Below are 20419 nucleotides of genomic sequence, written 5' to 3'. Positions count from 1 at the left end.
ACGTCATAAATATATACTGTCCAAAAATACCTAATATGGATGATATTATCCCACTTTACTCTATGATCGGGAGGGGATCACTTGGAAAAGGTTGATATTTTTAAAGATATTGCCGAGAGAACCGGCGGTGATATTTATCTAGGAGTAGTCGGTGCAGTACGAACAGGTAAATCGACTTTTATTAAAAAGTTCATGGAGCTTGTTGTCTTACCGAATATAAACAGTGAAGCTGAAAGATCTCGGGCACAAGATGAGCTTCCGCAAAGTGCAGCAGGTAAAACGATCATGACAACTGAGCCGAAATTTGTCCCAAATCAGGCGGCCACTGTGCATGTTGATGAGGGGCTTAATGTAAATATCAGGCTTGTAGATTGTGTGGGATACACAGTACCAGGCGCTAAGGGCTATGAAGATGAAAATGGACCTAGGATGATTAATACGCCATGGTATGAGGAGCCTATTCCATTCCATGAAGCGGCTGAAATTGGCACTAGAAAAGTGATCCAGGAACATTCAACTATTGGGGTTGTAGTAACGACTGATGGAACAATTGGTGAAATTCCTAGAAGTAACTATATTGAGGCAGAAGAACGAGTCATAAATGAGTTGAAAGAAGTTGGCAAACCGTTTATTATGGTGGTCAATAGTGCTCAGCCATATCACCCTGCCACTGAAACACTAAGATCAAGCCTATCAGAAAAATATGATATTCCTGTACTTGCTATGAGCGTAGAAAGCATGCGCGACAGTGATGTTCTCAATGTCCTTCGCGAGGCACTTTACGAGTTTCCGGTACTTGAAGTTAATGTAAACCTTCCAAGCTGGGTCATGGTGCTTAGAGAAAATCATTGGCTTCGTGAGAGCTATCAGGATGCAGTGAAAGAAACAGTTAAAGATATCAAGAGATTACGAGATGTTGACCGTGTCGTTCAACAGTTTAGTGACTTTGAATTCATTGATAAAGCCGGATTAGCTGGTATAGAGATGGGTTCTGGTGTTGCTGAAATCGATTTAATGGCTCCTGATGAGTTATATGATGATATTTTAAAAGAAATTGTCGGTGTGGAAATCAGAGGTAAGGATCATCTGCTAGAATTAATGCAGGATTTTGCCCATGCCAAAGCAGAATATGACCATATTGCCGATGCATTAAAAATGGTTAAACAAACTGGCTATGGGATTGCCTCACCAACACTTTCTGATATGAGTCTTGAAGAACCAGAAATCATCCGTCAGGGTGCTAGATTCGGTGTAAGACTTAGAGCGGTAGCTCCATCGATTCATATGATTAAGGTCGATGTAGAATCAGAATTTGCTCCGATTATCGGTACGGAAAAACAAAGTGAAGAGTTAGTCCGCTATCTAATGCAGGACTTCGAGGATGATCCACTATCAATTTGGAATTCTGACATTTTTGGAAGGTCTTTGAGTTCTATTGTTCGAGAGGGGATTCAAGCTAAACTCTCTTTAATGCCGGAAAATGCCAGATATAAATTAAAAGAAACATTAGAGAGAATTATTAACGAAGGTTCTGGCGGATTAATCGCGATTATCCTCTAACATTTGGGCTCCATTTTGGAGTCCTTTTTTTAATTGGTAAGAAAATAAAAAAGTTTTTACCTAGTGAATTGTTTAGCTCCAGCGCCTAGCCCCTCGAGGTCACAAGCTTATCCAGTTGCGGCTCCTTGGGACTGAAGTCATAAGCCACCCCCTGAAGAAGGCAAAGAACGCCTTCTTACAGGGTGCGTCTTATGCATTCGTCCCAGAACAGTCGCCTCCACATTTAAATCAATCCGTCCAAAAGGTTAAAGAGCAACCTTTCGGCAGGCTCGTCTTGTGCTTGGCTACAGAAAGCTATCGCTTTCTGTACGCATTAAGGGCGACTAGTCTTTGACCCTGCTTTCGCTGGCCAGTCGACAAGTCGCCCTATATCGGGGCTGACCAAGGCGCTTACGCTTTTCTTATTGCTGCTACATATGTGCAAAAATAAGTCAAATATAGCAGTATATTGATGAACAAAAGAAAGAATTACCATTATTTCATGAAATCTTCTTGATATGCGGAAATGATTATGATAATCTTTTAACAGAATTACGTTATAGTGCTTGAACCCTTTATTTTATTGGGTTTTTATTAAAAAAATAGATTTAGGTCACCAAAGTAGTAAAAATGGATTACTTTGGTAATAAAACCTTGCTATGACGTATAGAAATTAGAAAAATTGTTTAGAAATGTAGATAAGTAATCTTATTTACGAATCTTGATAATTTCTTCGGGAGGAGGTGAATGGCATGAACAAGACAGAACTTATTAATGCAGTTGCTGAAGCTAGCGAGCTTTCAAAAAAGGACGCTACAAAAGCGGTTGATGCTGTTTTTGATGCGATTTTAGATGCTTTAAAAAATGGTGATAAGGTACAACTAATTGGTTTTGGTAACTTTGAAGTACGTGAACGTGCTGCTCGTAAGGGTCGTAACCCACAAACAGGTGATGAAATCGAAATCGCTGCTAGTAAGGTACCAGCTTTCAAACCAGGTAAAGCGCTTAAAGATGCAGTTAAGTAATTACATAAATGATTGCTTTAAGCAGGTAGCTTAGGCAAAAAGGTCATGGAGAAGTCCATGGCCTTTTTTCTACTTAAAGGGTAAACATCAACGGTAGGCATCTATTTTTTTGCTTGGAATGAAATGATTGTGCTAATATGTAGTTGGTGTTTATACTTAAAAGATATACTTTAGGAGGAATTCGGTATGTCGGAAGTCAATCGTGCCCAAATAGAAGAGGCGGTACGTTTAATATTAGATGCAATTGGTGAAGATCCAAATCGTGAAGGTCTACTTGATACACCTAAAAGAGTGGCAAAAATGTATGAGGAAGTTTTCAGTGGTTTAAATGAAGATCCAAAGCATCATTTTGAGACCATTTTTAGTGAAGATCACGAAGAACTTGTTTTAGTGAAAGATATTCCGTTCTACTCAATGTGCGAACATCATCTAGTCCCTTTTTTTGGTAAAGCACATGTTGCTTATATTCCACAAAATGGCCGTGTCACAGGTCTTAGTAAATTAGCTCGTGCTGTAGAAGCAGTTGCTAAAAGGCCGCAACTGCAGGAACGGATTACTTCAACAATAGCAGATAGTATGATGGTAAAGCTTGACCCTCGCGGTGTAATGGTTGTAGTAGAAGCCGAACATATGTGTATGACAATGCGAGGTGTAAAAAAGCCTGGTTCCAAAACAGTTACAACAGCTGTCCGCGGAATTCTTGCTGATGATGCAGTGGCACGATCTGAAGTCCTATCTTTAATTAAATATTGAAATTAATTATTTCTTGACATATGGGGTGGTCAAATTGGAAAAACGTAATCCACAAAATAGCGATTATGTTGTGATTAAAGCTCAAGATGATGGAGTCAGTGTAATTGGCCTAACAAGGGGCTCTGATACCAGATTCCATCATTCGGAAAAGCTTGATAAAGGAGAGGTCCTTATTGCTCAGTTTACGGAGCATACCTCTGCGATTAAAATTCGTGGTAACGCTAAAATTCTCACTCAATTTGGTGAAGTTGAGAGTGAAATTAGAAAATAACCGCGTTTTAGAATGGTAAGTGATTATTTTGTGAATTCCTGCTCACTTCAGACCTTTTATGTTATAATTGGGTCTGCCTTGTTTTATTTTTCTCTTTAGGTGGGCATGAAAATTTCATTCAAATAGACAATATAAAATACATATAGTGATTACATCGGGGAAGCAAGGGTGATGACAGTGCACGACATTCGACAAAAATTTACAACGATAAAAGAGCAGGTCGAAAAGAGGGTTTTTGATTCCTACTTGCTTGAATTTATTGAAACCCCAAAAATAGATGAGGAAAAGCTGTTAGTCCTCGTTTCTTTACTGGAATCATTAGAACTCTCTTTTAATCAGATACAATACTACACATTGTCAACCATGTTAATCCAAATTGCCCTTGATACCCATGAATATATATCAAGCGAGACTATAGATGAGAAAAAACGACAACTAACTGTACTTGCTGGAGACTATTTTAGCGGACTATATTATCAAATTCTTGCGGAAGCAGAAGATATTAACATGATAAAATCTCTTTCAGCAGGAGTAAAAGAAGTAAACGAACATAAAATCCTCGTATATCAAACTGACCTCGATGGAATAGAGAGTCTAATGTCAGGAATTAGAAAAATCGAAAGTTCTTTACTGTCAAAGGTAGCCGATTATTTTAAAGTAGAGTTATGGGATGATTTTCTTGGTGACCTTTTATTATTTAAAAGGCTATTAATTGAGAGAAACGAATATTTTCAATCGGGATGCAGTATCTTATTTCAATCATTGAATAAACTCCTTTTCACTGAAGCAAAATTGGAAGACTTAACTAAAGAAAAACAACAGCGTTTAATACAGACATGCGATGAATATATAGAACGTTTAAAACAAGCTGTAGAAAAACAACTTCCTAACTTAAATGACTTTCTTGCAAAAAGGGTCACAGCGTTGTTGGGTCAGTATCAGCCATAGGCAAAAACTTTTGTGGAAGAAGGGTAAAACATGCAGCAATCGAAGGAACAGCGCGTTCATAATGTGTTTGAAAAGATATCTGATAACTATGATAAAATGAACTCAGTTATTAGTTTTCAGCAACACATCAAGTGGCGGAAGGATACCATGAGAAGAATGAATGTTCAACCGGGTTCAAAAGCTCTCGATGTCTGCTGCGGAACGGCTGATTGGACCATTGCCTTAGCTGAAGCAGTTGGCCCGACAGGAAAAGTGACAGGTTTAGACTTTAGCCAAAACATGTTGAATGTTGGGATAGAAAAAGTTAAGGATTTAGGACTGGAACAGGTGACATTAATTCATGGAAATGCAATGGAACTCCCTTTTCCTGATAATAGCTTTGATTATGTTACGATTGGCTTTGGCTTAAGGAATGTACCTGATTATCTGCAGGTATTAAAGGAAATGTATCGGGTTGTTAAACCAGGCGGGATCGCAGTTTGCCTGGAAACGTCACAGCCTACCTTAATTGGCTATAAACAGCTTTATTATTTTTACTTTCGTTTTATCATGCCTTTGTTTGGAAAACTTTTGGCGAAAAGCTACCGGGAGTATTCATGGCTCCATGAATCTGCCCGTGATTTTCCAGGGATGAGAGAGCTTGCCAAGCTGTTTGAAAAAGCAGGGTTCAATGAAGTGAAATATAAACCATATAGTGGTGGTGCCGCCGCTGTTCATATAGGTAAAAAAATCTAATTCATCAAAAATGAAGACGGGATGAAAAGCAGGGTGAATACAAATGAAATTAAAAATGATGTATTCATTTTTGAATTCGGATATTAACATAATAGAAAAAGAACTCGAAGAGACCATCCAGCCGGAGTCTCTTCTTTTGAAACAAGCTTCTATGCATACATTACAAGCTGGAGGAAAACGAATTCGTCCCGTTTTTGTTTTGCTTGCAGGTAAATTTGGTGATTACGATATTCAGGTACTGAAAAATGTAGCGGTCGCATTGGAATTAATTCACATGGCGTCACTGGTTCATGATGATGTGATAGATGATGCTGATCTTCGCCGGGGACAACCAACTGTAAAATCAAAATGGGATAACAAAATAGCGATGTATACAGGTGACTTTGTTTTTGCCCTTGCCCTCGAATTGATGACAAATATTAAAAGACCTGAGGCCCATAAAATTTTGGCGAACACGATTGTCGAAGTAACTGTGGGGGAAATACAACAAATAAAAGATAAATATCGTTTTAAGCAAAACCTTAGAGATTACCTTAGGAGAATAAAAAGGAAGACTGCCCTGTTAATTGCAGTAAGCTGTCAATTAGGAGCTGTTGCTGCAGGGGTAGAAGAATATTATCATAAGAAACTATTCCGATTTGGTTATTACGTTGGAATGTCCTATCAGATTATTGATGATATTTTGGATTTTACCTCGACTGAAAAGGAACTAGGAAAGCCAGCCGGAAGCGATCTTCTACAAGGAAATATTACTGCCCCTGCCCTGTTTGCTATGGATGATCCTCATACACTTTGTGAAATTGAAAAGGTACATGAAAATATGGAACTCGAGGAAATAGGACGGATCATCTCCCTAATTAAACGATCAGGTGCGATTGAAAAATCCTATGCATTAAGTGATCAATATCTAGATAAGGCTTTAACAGTACTAGAAGAGTTACCAGAAAATAAAGCGAAAAGGACATTGCGAGATATTGCTAAATATATAGGCAGACGAAAGTTCTAATTTCTTTGCCGGCGTCAGCTTGCTAAATATTCAAAAAAATGATAACATTTTCATGGATTGTTCAAAACTAACAATCAATATACATAATATTTTTTTAGGAGTGGAAACCATGGAAAAAACATTTTTGATGGTAAAGCCTGACGGAGTTCAGCGTAACCTTATTGGGGAAATTGTAGCTCGCTTTGAAAAGAAAGGCTTCCAATTAGTCGGGGCAAAATTAATGAGTATTCCAAATGAGCTTGCTGAAGAACATTATGGGGAACATAAGGAGCGTCCATTTTTCGGGGAATTAGTTGATTTCATCACTTCAGGACCTGTTTTTGCGATGGTTTGGCAGGGTGAAAATGTAATTGCAACAGCTCGTCAAATGATGGGTTCTACTAATCCTAAGGACGCGGCCCCAGGAACGATCCGCGGTGATTTTGGCCTTACTGTGGGAAAAAATGTTATCCACGGCTCTGATTCTCCGGCTAGTGCGGAACGTGAAATTGGATTATTCTTTAAAGAAACTGAAGTAGTTGATTATTCTAAGTTAGTGAACGAGTGGATTTACTAATGTAACTTGAAAGGCACTTGTATAATATATACGAGTGCCTTTTTTTGTATCCGATTACAAAATTTTATCCTTATTTTCTGAATAGTTATACTATGTTTATTTTGCTCAATATGTTATATTGATAAATAATTCTTTAATGAGTTGAAGGGGGAAAGAGCGATGGGAATGAGATATTTAACAGCAGGAGAATCCCATGGGCCGCAGTTAACGACAATTTTAGAGGGCTTACCAGCAGGCATGCCGCTGGAAGCTTCAGATATAAATAATGAGTTAGCCAGACGGCAAAAAGGCTATGGCCGGGGAAGACGCATGCAAATCGAAAAGGATACTGCAGAAATAGTTTCAGGTGTTCGTCATGGACAAACCCTTGGTTCACCGATTGCATTAGTGGTAAAGAACAATGACTGGAAGCATTGGACCAAGATTATGGGAATTGAGGCTTTAGAGGAAGGGCAAGAAGATGAAATCAAGCGGAAGGTGACAAGGGCACGACCTGGTCACGCGGATTTAAATGGGGCCATTAAATACGGCCACCACGATATGAGAAATGTATTAGAGCGTTCTTCAGCACGGGAAACAACGGTTAGAGTTGCAGCCGGTGCAGTCGCGAAAAAGCTATTATCACTGCTTGGTGTAGAGATTGTAGGGCACGTTGTCGAAATAGGCGGGGTGAAAGCCTCCGTAGACCCTAACCTTGCGATAGAAACATTAAAAGAAGTCACTGAATTATCTCCAGTTCGCGTTGCAGATCCCAAGGTGGAGCAAGCAATGATGTCAGCTATTGACGAAGCAAAGCAAAATGGAGATTCCATCGGCGGGGTCGTCGAGGTGATTGCAACAGGTATGCCTGCAGGTATTGGAAGTTATGTTCATTATGATCGAAAATTGGATGGGAAATTAGCAGCAGCTATTATGAGTATTAACGCCTTTAAAGGTGTTGAAATAGGAATTGGCTTTGAAGCGGCAAGCTTGCCTGGAAGTCAAGTGCATGATGAAATTGGATGGGATAAAGAAGTTGGTTATTACCGTAAGACCAATCGGCTTGGCGGTTTTGAAGGCGGCATGACGACCGGGATGCCACTCGTCGTTAGAGGAGTTATGAAGCCAATTCCAACACTATATAAACCGTTGATGAGTGTCGATATTGAAACAAAGGAGGCATTTGCGGCCAGTGTTGAGCGGTCTGACAGTTGTGCAGTACCGGCGGCGGCTGTTGTTGCTGAGCATGTAGTAGCATGGGAACTTGCTAACGCACTTATTGAACAGTTTAATAGTGATCGGTTTGATACCCTTGTCGATGAACTTAATAGACATCGGGAATACGCGAGGGAGTTCTAATGGAAACTATTCAAATTCAAACAGAATCCAAGGAATATCCTGTATTTGTGGGAGACGGGTGTAGAAATGAACTTCCTGTATTCTTGACAAATCATTTCCCTGATCTTACAAGAATACTAATTATTACGGATGAAACAGTTGCAAAGCTTCATCTTGAAACATTACTTCAAGTGCTGAAACCTTGGGAACCGATCATTTTTACGGCACCTGCAGGTGAAAAAGCAAAGACCTTTGAGGTATATTATGATGCCCTGACAACCGCCCTAGCCAGTCGTTTAGACCGCAAATCGGTTGTTCTCTCCTTTGGAGGAGGGGCGGTTGGAGATTTGACCGGATTTGTTGCAGCTTCGTTTATGCGCGGTATTCCTTTTATTCAAGTGCCTACCACCATTCTTGCACATGATAGTGCCGTTGGCGGAAAAGTTGCGATCAATCATCCGCTTGGGAAAAATATGATTGGAGCTTTTTATCAGCCGGAAGCAGTATTTTATGATCTTGAATTATTAAATACACTTCCCATTCATGAAATTCGATCTGGATTTGCGGAGGTTATTAAACATGCCCTTATAGCGGATCCTCATTTTTATGATTGGTTAAGGTTAAATATTGATAATTTAAATGCGATAACAAAAGAACAATTATCCGCTTCTCTTGTACAAGGGATAAAGATTAAAAACAAGTTCGTATCGCAGGATGAAAAAGAAACAGGAATCCGTGCTTTTTTAAATTTAGGTCATACCCTTGGACATGCGATCGAAGCAGAAATGGGTTATGGAAATTTCACGCATGGTGAAGCAGTAATGATTGGGACGATTTTTGCCTTAAAGTTAAGTAATAACTTATTAGGTTTATCGTTTAATATAAGTGAATTCATTGACTGGGTTACAGAATTAGGCTATGAAACAACCGTACCTAAAAAATTATCCTTTGAAAGCTTGATAGCGAAAATGAGACAGGATAAAAAATCTGTTGGGGATGCGATTCGTTTTGTTTTACTTGAACAAGTGGGGCATCCTTTACTCCAGGAAGTATCTGAAGAGGTATTATGGCAAGAGTTGACAAGATTTTAATATAAGGGAGAATGTTTTATGATCAGAGGTGTGAGGGGTGCCACGACGGTTACTGCTAATTCTGAAGAAGCAATTATTGCAGCGACAGAGGAACTTTTTGCTAAATTAATTGAGGTAAATCAAATTCAGCCTGATTCCGTCGCCTCCGTATTAGTTTCAACAACGGAAGATGTTGATGCCGCGTTTCCGGCTAAGGCATTGCGGAAATTCCCAGGCTGGACCTATGTACCAGTAATGTGTATGCGAGAAATGCCTGTTCCTAACTCCTTGAAGATGTGTGTTAGAGTAATGATGCACGTCAATACAAGTGTTACACAGGAAAAGATTGTCCATGTTTATCTAAATGATGCACAAGTGTTAAGACCTGATTTAAACAACAGCGTTGCATTATAAAATTAACAAACTTTTGAAAGCGAACGGGGTGGAGAAAATGAGATGGAAAGAACAGTTATTAACACTAACTCCATATCAACCAGGAAAGTCTATTGATGCAGTAAAGAAACAATTTAATCTCGAACAGATCGTTAAACTAGCCTCAAATGAAAATCCATTTGGGTGTTCAGATTCTGTTCATTCAGCCCTAAATTCGAATCCAACCAGTCTGGCTATTTATCCTGATGGCTATGCGACAAATTTAAGAGAAACACTTGCATCCTTTTTGGAGGTTGAAGAGAACGAGCTCATATTAGGTAATGGCTCAGATAATTTAATTCAAATGATCTCAAGGGCTCTATTACATCCAAATGCCAGTACAGTAATGGCTCATCCAACCTTTTCGCAGTATAAGCACAATGCGGTAATTGAAGGAGCGATTATTAAGGAAATCCCTCTTATAAACGGGGAGCATGACTTAGACTCTATGTTAGAGGCCATTGATGAACAGACTAATGTTATTTGGCTGTGCAGCCCTAATAATCCGACTGGTACATATATTCCGGAGAATAAATTAGTCCCATTTCTAGAAAAAGTTCCTCCACACATTCTTGTGGTTCTTGATGAGGCTTATTATGAGTATGTAGTGGCCGAGGATTATTATAATTCTATTAGTTTGACCCGTAAGTTCGATAACCTAATTGTATTAAGAACGTTTTCAAAAATTTATGGTTTAGCAGCCTTAAGGATTGGCTATGGGGTAGCTAATCCAGCAATTATCAAGGCCTTAGAACCTGCTAGGGAGCCATTTAACGTTAATTCTTTAGGCCAGCTAGCAGCAAGTGCGGCAATTAAGGATCAGCAATTTGTCGAAGATTGTAAAGAAAAGAACAGGCAGGGAATTGCACAATTTTATAAATTTTGCGATCAGCATAATCTAGAATATTATCCTTCCCAGACCAACTTTATCTTAATAGATTTCAAAGTAGACGGAGATAAGATTTTTCATTATTTACAAGAGAGAGGATTTATTGTCCGTTCCGGAAAAGCACTCGGCTTCCCGACCTCAGTAAGAATAACGGTGGGCTCCGAAGCACAAAACGATGGTGTTTTAAAGGTACTAAGCGAATTTCTTGGGGCAAATTAGAAGCAGTTTTCTCTAAATAGGGGGATGGACATTGAAGGGCCGGGTTTTTGTTATTGGCTTAGGATTAATAGGTGGATCCTTGGCATTATGTATTAAGAAGGAACATTTCGATTCGGAGATTGTTGGATTCGATATTAACTACGAACAGGCAAGACTAGCAAAAATGCTTGGTGTCATAGATGAAATAGCAGAAAGTATTCAGGATGGAGCAATTGGAGCTGATTTAATTATAATTGCTGCTCCAGTTAATGAAACTAAGGAAATCATTCACCTCCTTTCTGAACTTCCACTTAATCCAGAAGTGATAGTAACTGACACAGGAAGTACAAAGGGGAAAATTGTTGAGAGCAGTCTAAGTTTAACAAAAAAGGGGTTTACTTTCATTGGCGGCCATCCTATGGCTGGCTCGCATAAAAGCGGTGTCTCAGCAGCAAAGGAAATTTTATTTGAAAATGCTTTTTATTTATTAACACCAGAAGACCATATTGAAAACTCTAAGGTGGATACTCTAAAAGAGTGGTTAATCGGGACACATGCTAAATTCTTAACAATTACTCCGGATACACATGATTATCTTACAGGAATCGTCAGCCATTTTCCGCATATTATTGCTGCATCAATTGTTCGGCAAACCGAAAGACTCTCTGAATCAGAGGGTCTAATCCCCCGCCTTGCTGCGGGAGGTTTTCGTGATATTACAAGGATTGCTTCCAGCAGTCCTAAAATGTGGAAAGATATCTTGCTTCACAACCGTGAAATATTAATTGAATTACTCAACCAATGGCTCTCAGAAATGAATGAGGTCAAAACACTGTTAGAACAAGAAAACAGTACTGCTATATACAATTATTTTAATCAAGCCAAGCAGTTCCGCGATGGGCTTCCCCAGAAAGAAAAAGGGGCTATTCCTTCATTTTATGACTTGTATGTGGATATTCCGGATTATCCTGGGGTGATCTCAGAGATAACCGGTTATCTAGCAAAGGAACACATTAGCATCACCAATATTCGTATTTTAGAAACGCGCGAAGATATTAATGGAGTTTTAGTGATTAGTTTTCAAACAGAAGAGGATCGTCAAAGAGCTGAGCGATGTATAGCAAGTTATTCCAACTTCGCAACTTCAGTGGGTACTTAAATGGTAAAGAAAATCTGCTGACTAGTACGCTGATAAATCTTGAAATAAAAAAGGTGATTTAGATGGAAACATTAAAACTTAATACCAACGTCAATCGTTTAGTTGGTGAAGTAACAATCCCAGGTGATAAATCTATATCTCATCGCTCTGTCATGTTTGGTTCTATCGCCCATGGCGAAACAAGGGTAACTAATTTTTTGCCGGGGGATGATTGTTTAAGTACAATCTCATGCTTTCGTAAATTAGGCGTAACGATTGAGGAATCAGAGGATGAGCTTCGAATTATTGGAAATGGCTTTGAAGGATTAACAGAACCTTCTGAGGTTTTGGATGTAGGAAACTCTGGAACAACGATTCGATTATTGATGGGCATTTTAGCAGGCAGACCCTTTTTCTCATCACTCGTGGGAGATGAATCGATTGGTAAGAGACCAATGACAAGGGTAACGGTCCCATTGACCCAAATGGGTGCTAAACTTGATGGACGAAAAAATGGTGATTTTACACCAATTTCTATCCGTGGCGGTCAATTACAGTCTATTGAGTATCAGCTTCCAGTTGCAAGCGCGCAGGTTAAATCTGCATTAATTCTTGCTGGACTCCAGGCAGATGGAGTGAGCACGATTATTGAGCCTGCTGAGACTCGGGATCATACAGAAAGAATGATTCGACAATTTGGCGGTGAAATTACAAAAGATAATCAGACCATTAGGGTAAAAGGCGGACAAAATCTGACAGCATCCACTATTCATGTTCCTGGTGATATATCTTCTGCTGCGTTTTTCCTCGTTGCAGGTGCCATAATTCCTGGCAGTGAGATTGTCTTAAAAAATGTTGGGCTAAATCCAACTAGAACCGGGATTATCGAGGTTATGCAAAAAATGGGTGCGGAATTAGAGATTGTCCAAGCAGAGACCAATGATTTTGAACCGGCTGGGGATCTCATCATCAAAACTTCTAATCTGAAAGGGACAGTAGTGGAAGGCAATTTAATTCCTAGACTAATTGATGAAATTCCAATCATTGCCCTCCTTGCAACACAAGCGGAAGGGACAACCATCATTAAAGATGCTGAAGAATTAAAGGTAAAAGAAACAAATCGTATTGATACAGTCGTTCAAGAGTTAAGGAAATTAGGGGCTGATATTGAAGCGACCGATGACGGAATGATTATCCATGGGAAATCAAAGTTAACCGGTGGAAAGGTTTCAAGTCATGGAGACCATAGAATTGGCATGATGCTTGCTATTGCTGCTCTTTTATCTGAGAATACTGTAGAACTTGAAAGATTCGAAGCGATTTCGGTTTCTTACCCGAACTTTTTTACACATTTAAATATCTTAACCCGCTAAGGCTGCCTTTTAGGCAGCTTTTGCTTTTTTTATGACTGCTAAAAGGAATAGATTCACAATTCTTCGCATAGCTTGTCTTAAGAAAAGTAAATAGGTGGTGGAAGATGTATATTATTGAAAATGCCAATATACTTAAAGACAATCAGATAACTACATGTTCGCTTTTCATTTCTAATGGACAAATAAAGATGGTCCAAAAATGTACATCCCATGATCGGTATATGAGAATGAATCTAGATCCTTATATTATGACTCCTACCTATGTCCTTTTAAATTCAACTATTCCTTACAAAGGCTCCTTTGAAGGTTTAAAGTCCTACTTGACTGAACATTTTTTATTAAAAGGATGTACCACCATTTTTACTTATGTTGAGCTATTATACGAAAAGGAACTGTCAGATAAAATAAATGAAATAAAGACAGCCCTAATAAGCAGTCCGATTGATTTTACTATCGGGGTAAAAATTCCCCCTAAACTAATAACCCCCTCATTCATGAGAAGTTGTAAAAAATATAAAATCCCGGCAATTTTTGTTGATTTGAGTGAACTCGAAGAATTAGAAGGAATTCCGTGGGGCTGGATTAGGGAAGCGATGTTTCCCTTTAATAGTCCTTTAATTCCAATAATTTCTTTACCAGAAAAGAAGGAAGCGAGGATGGTTCTGTCGAAATGGAAGGATATAATGATAAAAGAAAAAATTCCATCCCTATTCGAGGCGATGGAAGAAAATAATCCCCTGCCCATTTCTATTCAAAATAAGCTTGGCCTTTACCCCCAAAAAGGCAGCCTTATGACAAGTACAGAATTAAGCTATAATTTATATCTAAAGGATAGAGAAATCAGGAAGGTTGATGAAGGAAGTTTATTTCATTATCATAGTAATAGACTTGTTGTAACAGTTAACAAAGGAAAGGTGATCCGCTCTGGCGATAAAGTTTTATTTAGTCCTGGTAGTGGAGAATATGTTAAGGTGCGAACCCCATCTTATTTTTCTTTGTAAATCTGGGGAAGTAGAGGTATTGGTGAATGGAACGTGTAAATAAAATTATTCAAATGTTAGAAAACGGCCAACATAAAGAGGCGTTAGATGAATATAATGATGTATTACAAAGCGGTAATCCGGAAGAAAAATTTCTTCTCGGCGAAGAACTTTACCACTACGGTTTTTTAGAAGAGTCAAAGGCATTAATTGAAAGTTTGCTAAAAACCTATCCTGAAGAAGGCGAGCTCCTTGTCCTGCTGGGTGAAATATTAGTTGAGGCAGGTGAAGAGGAAGAAGCGATTCTTGTACTAGAGAGAATTTCAGAACAAGATGCCCATTTTGCACAGTCACTCTTATTACTAGCTGATCTTTACCAAGTTCAGGGTCTTTATGAAGTATGCGAAAGAAAGTTATTAAAAGCAAAAGAACTGTTGCCTGAAGAAGTTATTATCGATTTTGCCTTAGGGGAACTCTATGGTGAGCAGGGTGAAGTTATTAAAGCGAAGAATGCATACGAGCGAGTTTTAAGGGAAGAGGATGAAATTGCAGGAGTGAATATTCATGGAAGAATGGCTGATCTATTAAGTGCTTCAGGAGCTTTTGAAGAGGCCCTTACTTATTATGATCAAGCATTGACAGAGAAGATTGAGATTAATACTCTATTTGGTTATGCTTTTACAGCTCTTCAAGCAGGATATAACCGTACAGCAATTGAAAAGTTCAATGAATTAAAAGAGTTTGATCTGGAGTACCATTCCCTTTATCTACATCTTGCTAAGGCGTATGAACGGGAAGAAGAACTCGAAAATAGTCTACAATCTATTAAAGAGGGTATTAAACAAGATGAATTTAATAAGGAGTTATTTTTCTTCGGCGGCAAAATCTGTTTAAAGCTAGGGAATGAAGAGGAAGCAGAGCAATATTTTCGTGAGGCTCTTGCACTTGACCCAGGATTTATGGAAGCGGCGATTACTTTAAATAAGCTTCTTTTCCGGCAGGAACGTTACGAGGATGTAATCGAATTGATCTCACAGCTAGATATACATGGTGATGAGGAACCGCAGCTGCTTTGGGATGCAGCCGTAGCAAACGATAAACTTGAATTATACTCTTCAGCATTAGACAAATATGAAAGTGCATATACTTTTTTTAAGAATAATGAGGCATTTTTACAGGATTACGGATATTTTCTTGTAGAAGAAGGAAAAAACAAACGTGCCGCCGAAATTTTTAAACAGTTGTTAATGGGGGATCCAACGAACGAAGAATATCTGGATTTGCTTGAACGTCTTACCGATGTGAATACTTAAAAAAAAAAGCTGATTATGCAGAGGAGGGAAACTATCATGACAACCCCTGTTTCTGTCAACGAGAAGAAGGATTTTATTCGCTGGTTTTTAAATCATTATCAATTAAAAAGAAGAGAATGTGTTTGGATTTTAAACTATCTAATGAGCCACGACCAATTAATGGAAAAGGTACATTTTGTTGAGCAAGCACAGTATTGTCCCCGTGGTTTGATTATGTCAACACACTGTGTTGATAAAGTTCCGTTTCGCTTTTATAAAGAAAATGTCATGACAACAGATGCAGAAAAATCCTTTCATGATATTCGCTTGAATCGAGACGAGGATATTTTTATTCAGTTGAATTTTCACGCCTCCAATCAGGCACATCAATATGCAGCAGTTTTGGAGGAAAATCCATTTGTTCCAAAGCATCTACAGGTAAACGAAAAAGATGGCGTGGTCGCGGAACAATTATTGCAATACAGCATTGAACGTTTTCAACGGGAAAAACTATTGGAGCTAATTGATGAAGCTCTTGATAAACAGGATCAGCCATTATTTAAAGCTCTAACCGAGAAATTAAATAAATTATCTCAAACTCAAAAAAAGGGAAGTCTGCGCTAAGCCGGCTTCTTTTTTTTTGAGTGGTTTCATTTAAAATATTCTACTTTATCTTTTATAATTTTGGGAGATAATGTTATGATAGAACTAGTGAATCAAAAAGGTTGGTGTAATAATGAAATGGATACCTCAGGAGGTTGAAACATACTTAAATGCAAAAGAGTATGTTGATACCGCGGTTATTCCAGTTTACTCTTTAGCGTTTGGAGAGGAGATGAAACAGTCTGCTGCTGCATTTGAATTTATATCGCTTTTGACAGGATATCTTGAAAGGCAGTTTACAGGAAGGATTTTATTATTCCCTCCGTTTACCTATCTAAAAAGCGATAATATGGAAAATGTAATCAGCGAGTTGTTAAAATGGGAAGATAACATTTTACAAAGTGAATTTAAGCACGTATTTTACATAACTTCTGAGCTGGATTGGCGATTGTATGAAAACAAAGTAGGCGGGTCGTTAATTTGGCTGCCATCGCTACCGTTTGGAAACATGAGTGAACCTCAAAAAATAGAGGTGGTTGAAAGTCAAGTCAAGCAGTTATTATCGATTTTTACACAGAAATGGAGTAATAACGCGTAAAACAACCCATATTATATGTTTTTAAAATAGTATGATATTGACCTTGCTACAAGATTGATATATCATTGTTATGTCCTAGTTTTATATGTGTTTAAATTGTGTCCGTTGGACTGAAATTTATGAACAAGGGGGGGATAAGCTTGAGTAAAGAGCGCGTTTCAAGACGTCAATTTTTAAACTACACTTTAACAGGTGTAGGCGGATTCATGGCAGCCGGTATGTTAATGCCGATGGTTAGATTTGCTGTTGATCCTGTTTTAAAAGGTGAAGCAGCTGGGGATTTCATTGCAACAAAACAAAAGGTTTCTGAATTAACGGATGAACCAGTTCGTGTTGACTTTACCTTTAAACAAAAGGATGCATGGTATGAGTCAGAAGTTACGAACACTGCTTGGGTTTATAAAGATGGTGACAAAATTGTAGCCCTATCACCAATTTGTAAACACCTGGGCTGTACTGTGGGCTGGAATACGAACAAGGAACATCCAAATCAATTCTTCTGTCCATGCCACTATGGACGCTACGAGAAGGATGGTACGAATATTCCAGGTACACCGCCGTTAGCACCGCTTGACGTATACCCATACAAGGAAAAAGGCGGCTTCCTATACTTAGGAAAAGCTGCACCACGGAAGGAGGCGTAATCATTGTTAAACAAAATTTACGATTGGGTAGATGAACGTTTAGATATTACGCCGCTGTGGCGCGATATCGCAGACCATGAAGTACCCGAGCATGTAAACCCTGCGCATCACTTTTCAGCGTTTGTTTATTGCTTTGGCGGTCTGACATTTTTTGTTACTGTTATTCAAATACTTTCCGGTATGTTCTTAACCATGTATTATGTGCCGGATATTAAAAATGCTTGGGAATCGGTTTATTATTTGCAAAATGAAGTTGCATTTGGACAAATCGTACGTGGTATGCATCACTGGGGAGCCAGTTTAGTACTTGTAATGATGTTTTTACATACGTTACGCGTCTTCTTCCAAGGTGCCTATAAAAAACCTCGTGAATTAAACTGGATTGTCGGAGTTCTTATTTTCTTCGTCATGTTGGGATTAGGTTTTACGGGATATCTATTGCCTTGGGATATGAAAGCGCTGTTCGCTACAAAAGTAGGTTTGCAAATTGCTGAGGCAACACCGTTCATTGGTTCTTACGTGAAAGTTTTACTTGCAGGACATGAACATATTGTTGGTGCTCAAACATTAACTCGATTCTTTGCGATCCATGTGTTCTTCTTGCCTGCAGTGCTGTTTGGGTTAATGGCAGCACACTTTATCATGATTCGCAGACAAGGTATCTCTGGACCGCTTTAAAATCAGTTTTTTTCTGACATTGTAAGTGCTATTACAGAAAAAAGGAGGGGATTGCTCAATGCATCGCGGTAAAGGTATGAAGTTTGTTGGTGACTCACGTGTTCCAGCACCAGAAATGCGTACACCAAAGCTTCCGAAAGATTACTCTGAATATCCTGGTAAAACAGAAGCGTTCTGGCCTAACTTTCTCTTGAAAGAATGGATGGTAGGAGCGGTATTCCTTGTCGGTTATTTATGTTTAACAGTAGCCCATCCGGCTCCGCTTGAAAGGATAGCGGATCCAACGGATACGGGATATATTCCATTACCAGACTGGTATTTCTTGTTCTTGTATCAATTATTAAAATACTCATTCGCATCTGGTCCATATACGGTTATTGGTGCAATGATTATGCCTGGATTAGCTTTTGGAGGGTTATTATTAGCACCGTTTCTTGATGTGGGTCCTGAACGACGTCCTAGAAAGCGCCCAGTCGCAACTGGGTTTATGTTGTTAGCTCTCGCAGCTACTGTGTTCTTAACATGGCAATCTGTTGCAACCCATGACTGGGCGGCTGCAGAACGACAAGGTAAAATTGTCGAAAAGGTTGAGATTGACAAGACAAGTGCAGGATATAAAATTGCAAGTGCAAACACTTGTATTACCTGTCACGGTGACAGCTTCCAAGGCGGGGCTGGCGCTCCAACTCTAATTGGTACAGGCTTATCTGCAGAAGAAGTGGCTAAGATTGCTAAACAGGGTAAAGGCGGAAAGATGCCAGCAGGTGTTTTTAAGGGTTCAGACGCTGAACTTAAAACGCTATCTGAATATATCTCTGGTCTTGGCAAAAAATAATTGAATGAATTAAAAGCTGACGGGAATCGTCAGCTTTTTTCTTGATGAAGACTTATATGCAAAGGGGGAGTATGCGTGAGGTGGATTTACCCTCTCCTGTCTAATCGATCTGTGATGCAGCTATTACTTCTAGTAAATATTGCGGGGACTATTTATGGATATTACTGGTATGGGTGGCAATTAAAGGAAACTCCGCCGGTTTTTCTTGCCTTTGTACCTGATAGTCCAACAGCAAGCTTATTTTTTGTCTTTGTCCTGCTGGCATTTTTAATTAAAAGAAATTGGCCGTTAATTGAAGCACTAGCGATCGTGACTTTATTTAAATACGGGATATGGGCTGTTGTTATGAACATACTTGTTTTCATTGTGCAAGGAGAACTGGACTGGGTAGGGTACATGCTAATTTTCTCTCATTTTGCAATGGCCGTCCAAGGGTTACTATATGCACCATTCTATCGCATTAAGGGGTGGCACTTAATTGTGACTGCGATTTGGACACTTCACAATGATGTGATTGATTATGTTTTTTTCATGCTGCCAAGCTATCAAATGCTAGATAAATATATACCGCAAATTGGTTATTTTACATTTTGGCTTTCCTGTATCTCGATTGGCCTTGCCTATTATTTAGCTATTAGGCCTGGTCGCTTTAAACTAAAAATTAATAGTTGAAAATGGTCTAACCTTGTCCAGCCTTACATACATTTTATTAGTAATGAAAGGGGGGACAAGGTTTGAAATTCAAATGGTTATACTTTTTAGCAATGATCATGATGCTCACTCCCATAACTGTTTATGCCGAACAGCAATCGCCAATGGAGAAGCTCGATGATATCTCTGATGAAGCTCTCCAAATGGTGAAGTTTCAAAGATATGAAGATGCCAAAAAAATGCTTGATTACTTTTCTGACCAGTTTACCAGTATTAAAGGGACAGAAGAACCACTATCAATGGATGAGGTTAGAATTGTTAATACCTCCCATGATGAAGCAATGGAAGCTGCAGTTAGTCCCAACATGAAATATGAAGAAAGACTAAATAAACTAACGAAGTTCCGTCTTGTTATTGATGCATTAGCAACGAGTCATCAGCCTTTATGGACAGAAATGGAAGATCAAATAATGACTGCGTTTCACCAGGCAAAAGAAGCAGCGGTAATGGGGGATACGGCCCATTTTCATACAAATTTTAACACCTTTTTATCCTTATATAATGTCATTTATCCGAGTATGAAAATAGATGTACCTGTGGAAAATATTCAAAGATTAGATGCACGTATTGATTTTATTAATGAATATCGTTCACAAGTAGTTAGTGACGCAAAAAGCCAGCAAGAGCTTGAGGCACTTGACACTGACTTAAAAAATCTTTTTGCCAATATGGAAGAGGATGAAGCAGATCCATCATTATGGTGGGTAATTATTTCGACTGGTAGTATTATTATCATGACATTATCCTATGTAGGCTGGAGAAAATATCAGGGAGATAAGGAACCCAGGAAGAATCGATCCAGAGACTTAAAGGATTGACGTGTCTAAT

23 protein-coding genes are annotated in these 20419 nt (G+C 38.8%); all 23 read left to right on the top strand.

The annotated features are described in order from the left end of the window. Positions 1-81: 81 nt before the first annotated feature. The 23 genes from spoIVA to ypjB all read left to right on the top strand — a co-directional run bounded on the left by spoIVA (position 82) and on the right by ypjB (position 20409). A complete protein-coding gene (gene spoIVA, locus M3226_RS01675; protein ID WP_251561971.1) occupies positions 82-1560 on the top strand; it encodes a stage IV sporulation protein A in 1479 nt (492 codons plus the stop codon). A gap of 731 nt (positions 1561-2291) precedes the next feature. Then, entirely contained in the window at positions 2292-2564 is a 273-nt protein-coding gene (locus M3226_RS01670; RefSeq protein ID WP_007084878.1) for an HU family DNA-binding protein, read from the top strand. Positions 2565-2750: 186 nt separating this feature from the next. Beyond that, the gene (gene folE, locus M3226_RS01665) at positions 2751-3317 is read left to right on the top strand and encodes a GTP cyclohydrolase I FolE (RefSeq protein ID WP_251561969.1); all 567 of its coding nucleotides are present in this window, start codon (positions 2751-2753) and stop codon (positions 3315-3317) included. 34 nt (positions 3318-3351) lie between these two features. Further along, a complete protein-coding gene (mtrB, locus tag M3226_RS01660; RefSeq protein WP_098533695.1) occupies positions 3352-3588 on the top strand; it encodes a trp RNA-binding attenuation protein MtrB in 237 nt (78 codons plus the stop codon). A gap of 171 nt (positions 3589-3759) precedes the next feature. Next, positions 3760-4536: a heptaprenyl diphosphate synthase component 1 gene (locus M3226_RS01655; protein ID WP_251561968.1), complete on the top strand. Its 777-nt coding sequence runs from the start codon at positions 3760-3762 to the stop codon at positions 4534-4536. 30 nt (positions 4537-4566) lie between these two features. Beyond that, positions 4567-5271, top strand: coding sequence for a demethylmenaquinone methyltransferase (locus M3226_RS01650; RefSeq protein WP_251561967.1), 705 nt, complete (start codon positions 4567-4569; stop codon positions 5269-5271). Positions 5272-5314: 43 nt separating this feature from the next. After that, positions 5315-6277, top strand: coding sequence for a heptaprenyl diphosphate synthase component II (hepT, locus tag M3226_RS01645; RefSeq protein WP_251561966.1), 963 nt, complete (start codon positions 5315-5317; stop codon positions 6275-6277). A 109-nt stretch (positions 6278-6386) separates the two neighbouring features. Then, positions 6387-6833 (top strand): nucleoside-diphosphate kinase, encoded by a 447-nt coding sequence (ndk, locus tag M3226_RS01640; RefSeq protein ID WP_251561965.1) that lies wholly within the window; start codon positions 6387-6389, stop codon positions 6831-6833. Positions 6834-6998: 165 nt separating this feature from the next. Continuing rightward, the gene (aroC, locus tag M3226_RS01635) at positions 6999-8171 is read left to right on the top strand and encodes a chorismate synthase (protein WP_251562344.1); all 1173 of its coding nucleotides are present in this window, start codon (positions 6999-7001) and stop codon (positions 8169-8171) included. After that, positions 8171-9241 carry a 3-dehydroquinate synthase gene (aroB, locus tag M3226_RS01630; RefSeq protein WP_251561964.1) on the top strand — a complete coding sequence of 357 codons (1071 nt, stop codon included), beginning with the start codon at positions 8171-8173 and terminating at the stop codon, positions 9239-9241. The genes aroC and aroB overlap by 1 nt, the downstream gene beginning before the upstream one ends. An 18-nt stretch (positions 9242-9259) precedes the next feature. After that, the gene (gene aroH / locus M3226_RS01625) at positions 9260-9634 is read left to right on the top strand and encodes a chorismate mutase (protein ID WP_098533685.1); all 375 of its coding nucleotides are present in this window, start codon (positions 9260-9262) and stop codon (positions 9632-9634) included. Positions 9635-9671: 37 nt separating this feature from the next. Beyond that, positions 9672-10760: a histidinol-phosphate transaminase gene (hisC, locus tag M3226_RS01620; RefSeq protein ID WP_251561963.1), complete on the top strand. Its 1089-nt coding sequence runs from the start codon at positions 9672-9674 to the stop codon at positions 10758-10760. A 31-nt stretch (positions 10761-10791) separates the two neighbouring features. Then, positions 10792-11898: a prephenate dehydrogenase gene (locus M3226_RS01615; protein ID WP_251561962.1), complete on the top strand. Its 1107-nt coding sequence runs from the start codon at positions 10792-10794 to the stop codon at positions 11896-11898. A 62-nt stretch (positions 11899-11960) separates the two neighbouring features. Continuing rightward, entirely contained in the window at positions 11961-13250 is a 1290-nt protein-coding gene (gene aroA / locus M3226_RS01610) for a 3-phosphoshikimate 1-carboxyvinyltransferase (protein ID WP_251561961.1), read from the top strand. 104 nt (positions 13251-13354) lie between these two features. Continuing rightward, positions 13355-14251: a hypothetical protein gene (locus M3226_RS01605; protein ID WP_251561959.1), complete on the top strand. Its 897-nt coding sequence runs from the start codon at positions 13355-13357 to the stop codon at positions 14249-14251. 26 nt (positions 14252-14277) lie between these two features. Then, positions 14278-15543, top strand: coding sequence for a tetratricopeptide repeat protein (locus M3226_RS01600; protein ID WP_251561957.1), 1266 nt, complete (start codon positions 14278-14280; stop codon positions 15541-15543). 36 nt (positions 15544-15579) lie between these two features. After that, on the top strand, positions 15580-16146 hold the full coding sequence (locus M3226_RS01595) for a ReoY family proteolytic degradation factor (RefSeq protein ID WP_251561955.1): 567 nt from the start codon (positions 15580-15582) through the stop codon (positions 16144-16146). A gap of 112 nt (positions 16147-16258) precedes the next feature. Then, a complete protein-coding gene (locus M3226_RS01590; protein WP_251561953.1) occupies positions 16259-16723 on the top strand; it encodes a YpiF family protein in 465 nt (154 codons plus the stop codon). Between the two features lie 119 nt (positions 16724-16842). Then, complete coding sequence (locus tag M3226_RS01585; protein WP_285857686.1) at positions 16843-17367, top strand: QcrA and Rieske domain-containing protein; 525 nt, start codon at positions 16843-16845, stop codon at positions 17365-17367. Positions 17368-17370: 3 nt separating this feature from the next. Further along, the gene (qcrB, locus tag M3226_RS01580) at positions 17371-18045 is read left to right on the top strand and encodes a menaquinol-cytochrome c reductase cytochrome b subunit (RefSeq protein WP_098530418.1); all 675 of its coding nucleotides are present in this window, start codon (positions 17371-17373) and stop codon (positions 18043-18045) included. A 58-nt stretch (positions 18046-18103) separates the two neighbouring features. Continuing rightward, on the top strand, positions 18104-18880 hold the full coding sequence (locus tag M3226_RS01575; protein WP_251561951.1) for a menaquinol-cytochrome c reductase cytochrome b/c subunit: 777 nt from the start codon (positions 18104-18106) through the stop codon (positions 18878-18880). Positions 18881-18955: 75 nt separating this feature from the next. Beyond that, positions 18956-19552: a DUF1405 domain-containing protein gene (locus M3226_RS01570; RefSeq protein WP_251561949.1), complete on the top strand. Its 597-nt coding sequence runs from the start codon at positions 18956-18958 to the stop codon at positions 19550-19552. Positions 19553-19614: 62 nt separating this feature from the next. Beyond that, positions 19615-20409 carry a sporulation protein YpjB gene (ypjB, locus tag M3226_RS01565; RefSeq protein ID WP_251561947.1) on the top strand — a complete coding sequence of 265 codons (795 nt, stop codon included), beginning with the start codon at positions 19615-19617 and terminating at the stop codon, positions 20407-20409. The last annotated feature ends 10 nt before the right edge of the window (positions 20410-20419 follow it).

It is taken from the genome of Neobacillus cucumis (genome assembly GCF_023715505.1).
This window is presented reverse-complemented; position numbering and strand designations above follow the sequence as displayed.

Bases quoted from the DNA above. Each gene is read 5' to 3' on its own strand.
- M3226_RS01670 (WP_007084878.1), top strand. From the start codon at position 2,292: ATGAACAAGACAGAACTTATTAATGCAGTTGCTGAAGCTAGCGAGCTT.
- folE (WP_251561969.1), top strand. From the start codon at position 2,751: ATGTCGGAAGTCAATCGTGCCCAAATAGAAGAGGCGGTACGTTTAATA.
- M3226_RS01655 (WP_251561968.1), top strand. From the start codon at position 3,760: ATGACAGTGCACGACATTCGACAAAAATTTACAACGATAAAAGAGCAG.
- M3226_RS01650 (WP_251561967.1), top strand. From the start codon at position 4,567: ATGCAGCAATCGAAGGAACAGCGCGTTCATAATGTGTTTGAAAAGATA.
- hepT (WP_251561966.1), top strand. From the start codon at position 5,315: ATGAAATTAAAAATGATGTATTCATTTTTGAATTCGGATATTAACATA.
- ndk (WP_251561965.1), top strand. From the start codon at position 6,387: ATGGAAAAAACATTTTTGATGGTAAAGCCTGACGGAGTTCAGCGTAAC.
- aroC (WP_251562344.1), top strand. From the start codon at position 6,999: ATGAGATATTTAACAGCAGGAGAATCCCATGGGCCGCAGTTAACGACA.
- aroB (WP_251561964.1), top strand. From the start codon at position 8,171: ATGGAAACTATTCAAATTCAAACAGAATCCAAGGAATATCCTGTATTT.
- aroH (WP_098533685.1), top strand. From the start codon at position 9,260: ATGATCAGAGGTGTGAGGGGTGCCACGACGGTTACTGCTAATTCTGAA.
- hisC (WP_251561963.1), top strand. From the start codon at position 9,672: ATGAGATGGAAAGAACAGTTATTAACACTAACTCCATATCAACCAGGA.
- aroA (WP_251561961.1), top strand. From the start codon at position 11,961: ATGGAAACATTAAAACTTAATACCAACGTCAATCGTTTAGTTGGTGAA.
- M3226_RS01605 (WP_251561959.1), top strand. From the start codon at position 13,355: ATGTATATTATTGAAAATGCCAATATACTTAAAGACAATCAGATAACT.
- M3226_RS01600 (WP_251561957.1), top strand. From the start codon at position 14,278: ATGGAACGTGTAAATAAAATTATTCAAATGTTAGAAAACGGCCAACAT.
- M3226_RS01595 (WP_251561955.1), top strand. From the start codon at position 15,580: ATGACAACCCCTGTTTCTGTCAACGAGAAGAAGGATTTTATTCGCTGG.
- M3226_RS01590 (WP_251561953.1), top strand. From the start codon at position 16,259: ATGAAATGGATACCTCAGGAGGTTGAAACATACTTAAATGCAAAAGAG.
- M3226_RS01585 (WP_285857686.1), top strand. From the start codon at position 16,843: ATGAACAAGGGGGGGATAAGCTTGAGTAAAGAGCGCGTTTCAAGACGT.
- M3226_RS01575 (WP_251561951.1), top strand. From the start codon at position 18,104: ATGCATCGCGGTAAAGGTATGAAGTTTGTTGGTGACTCACGTGTTCCA.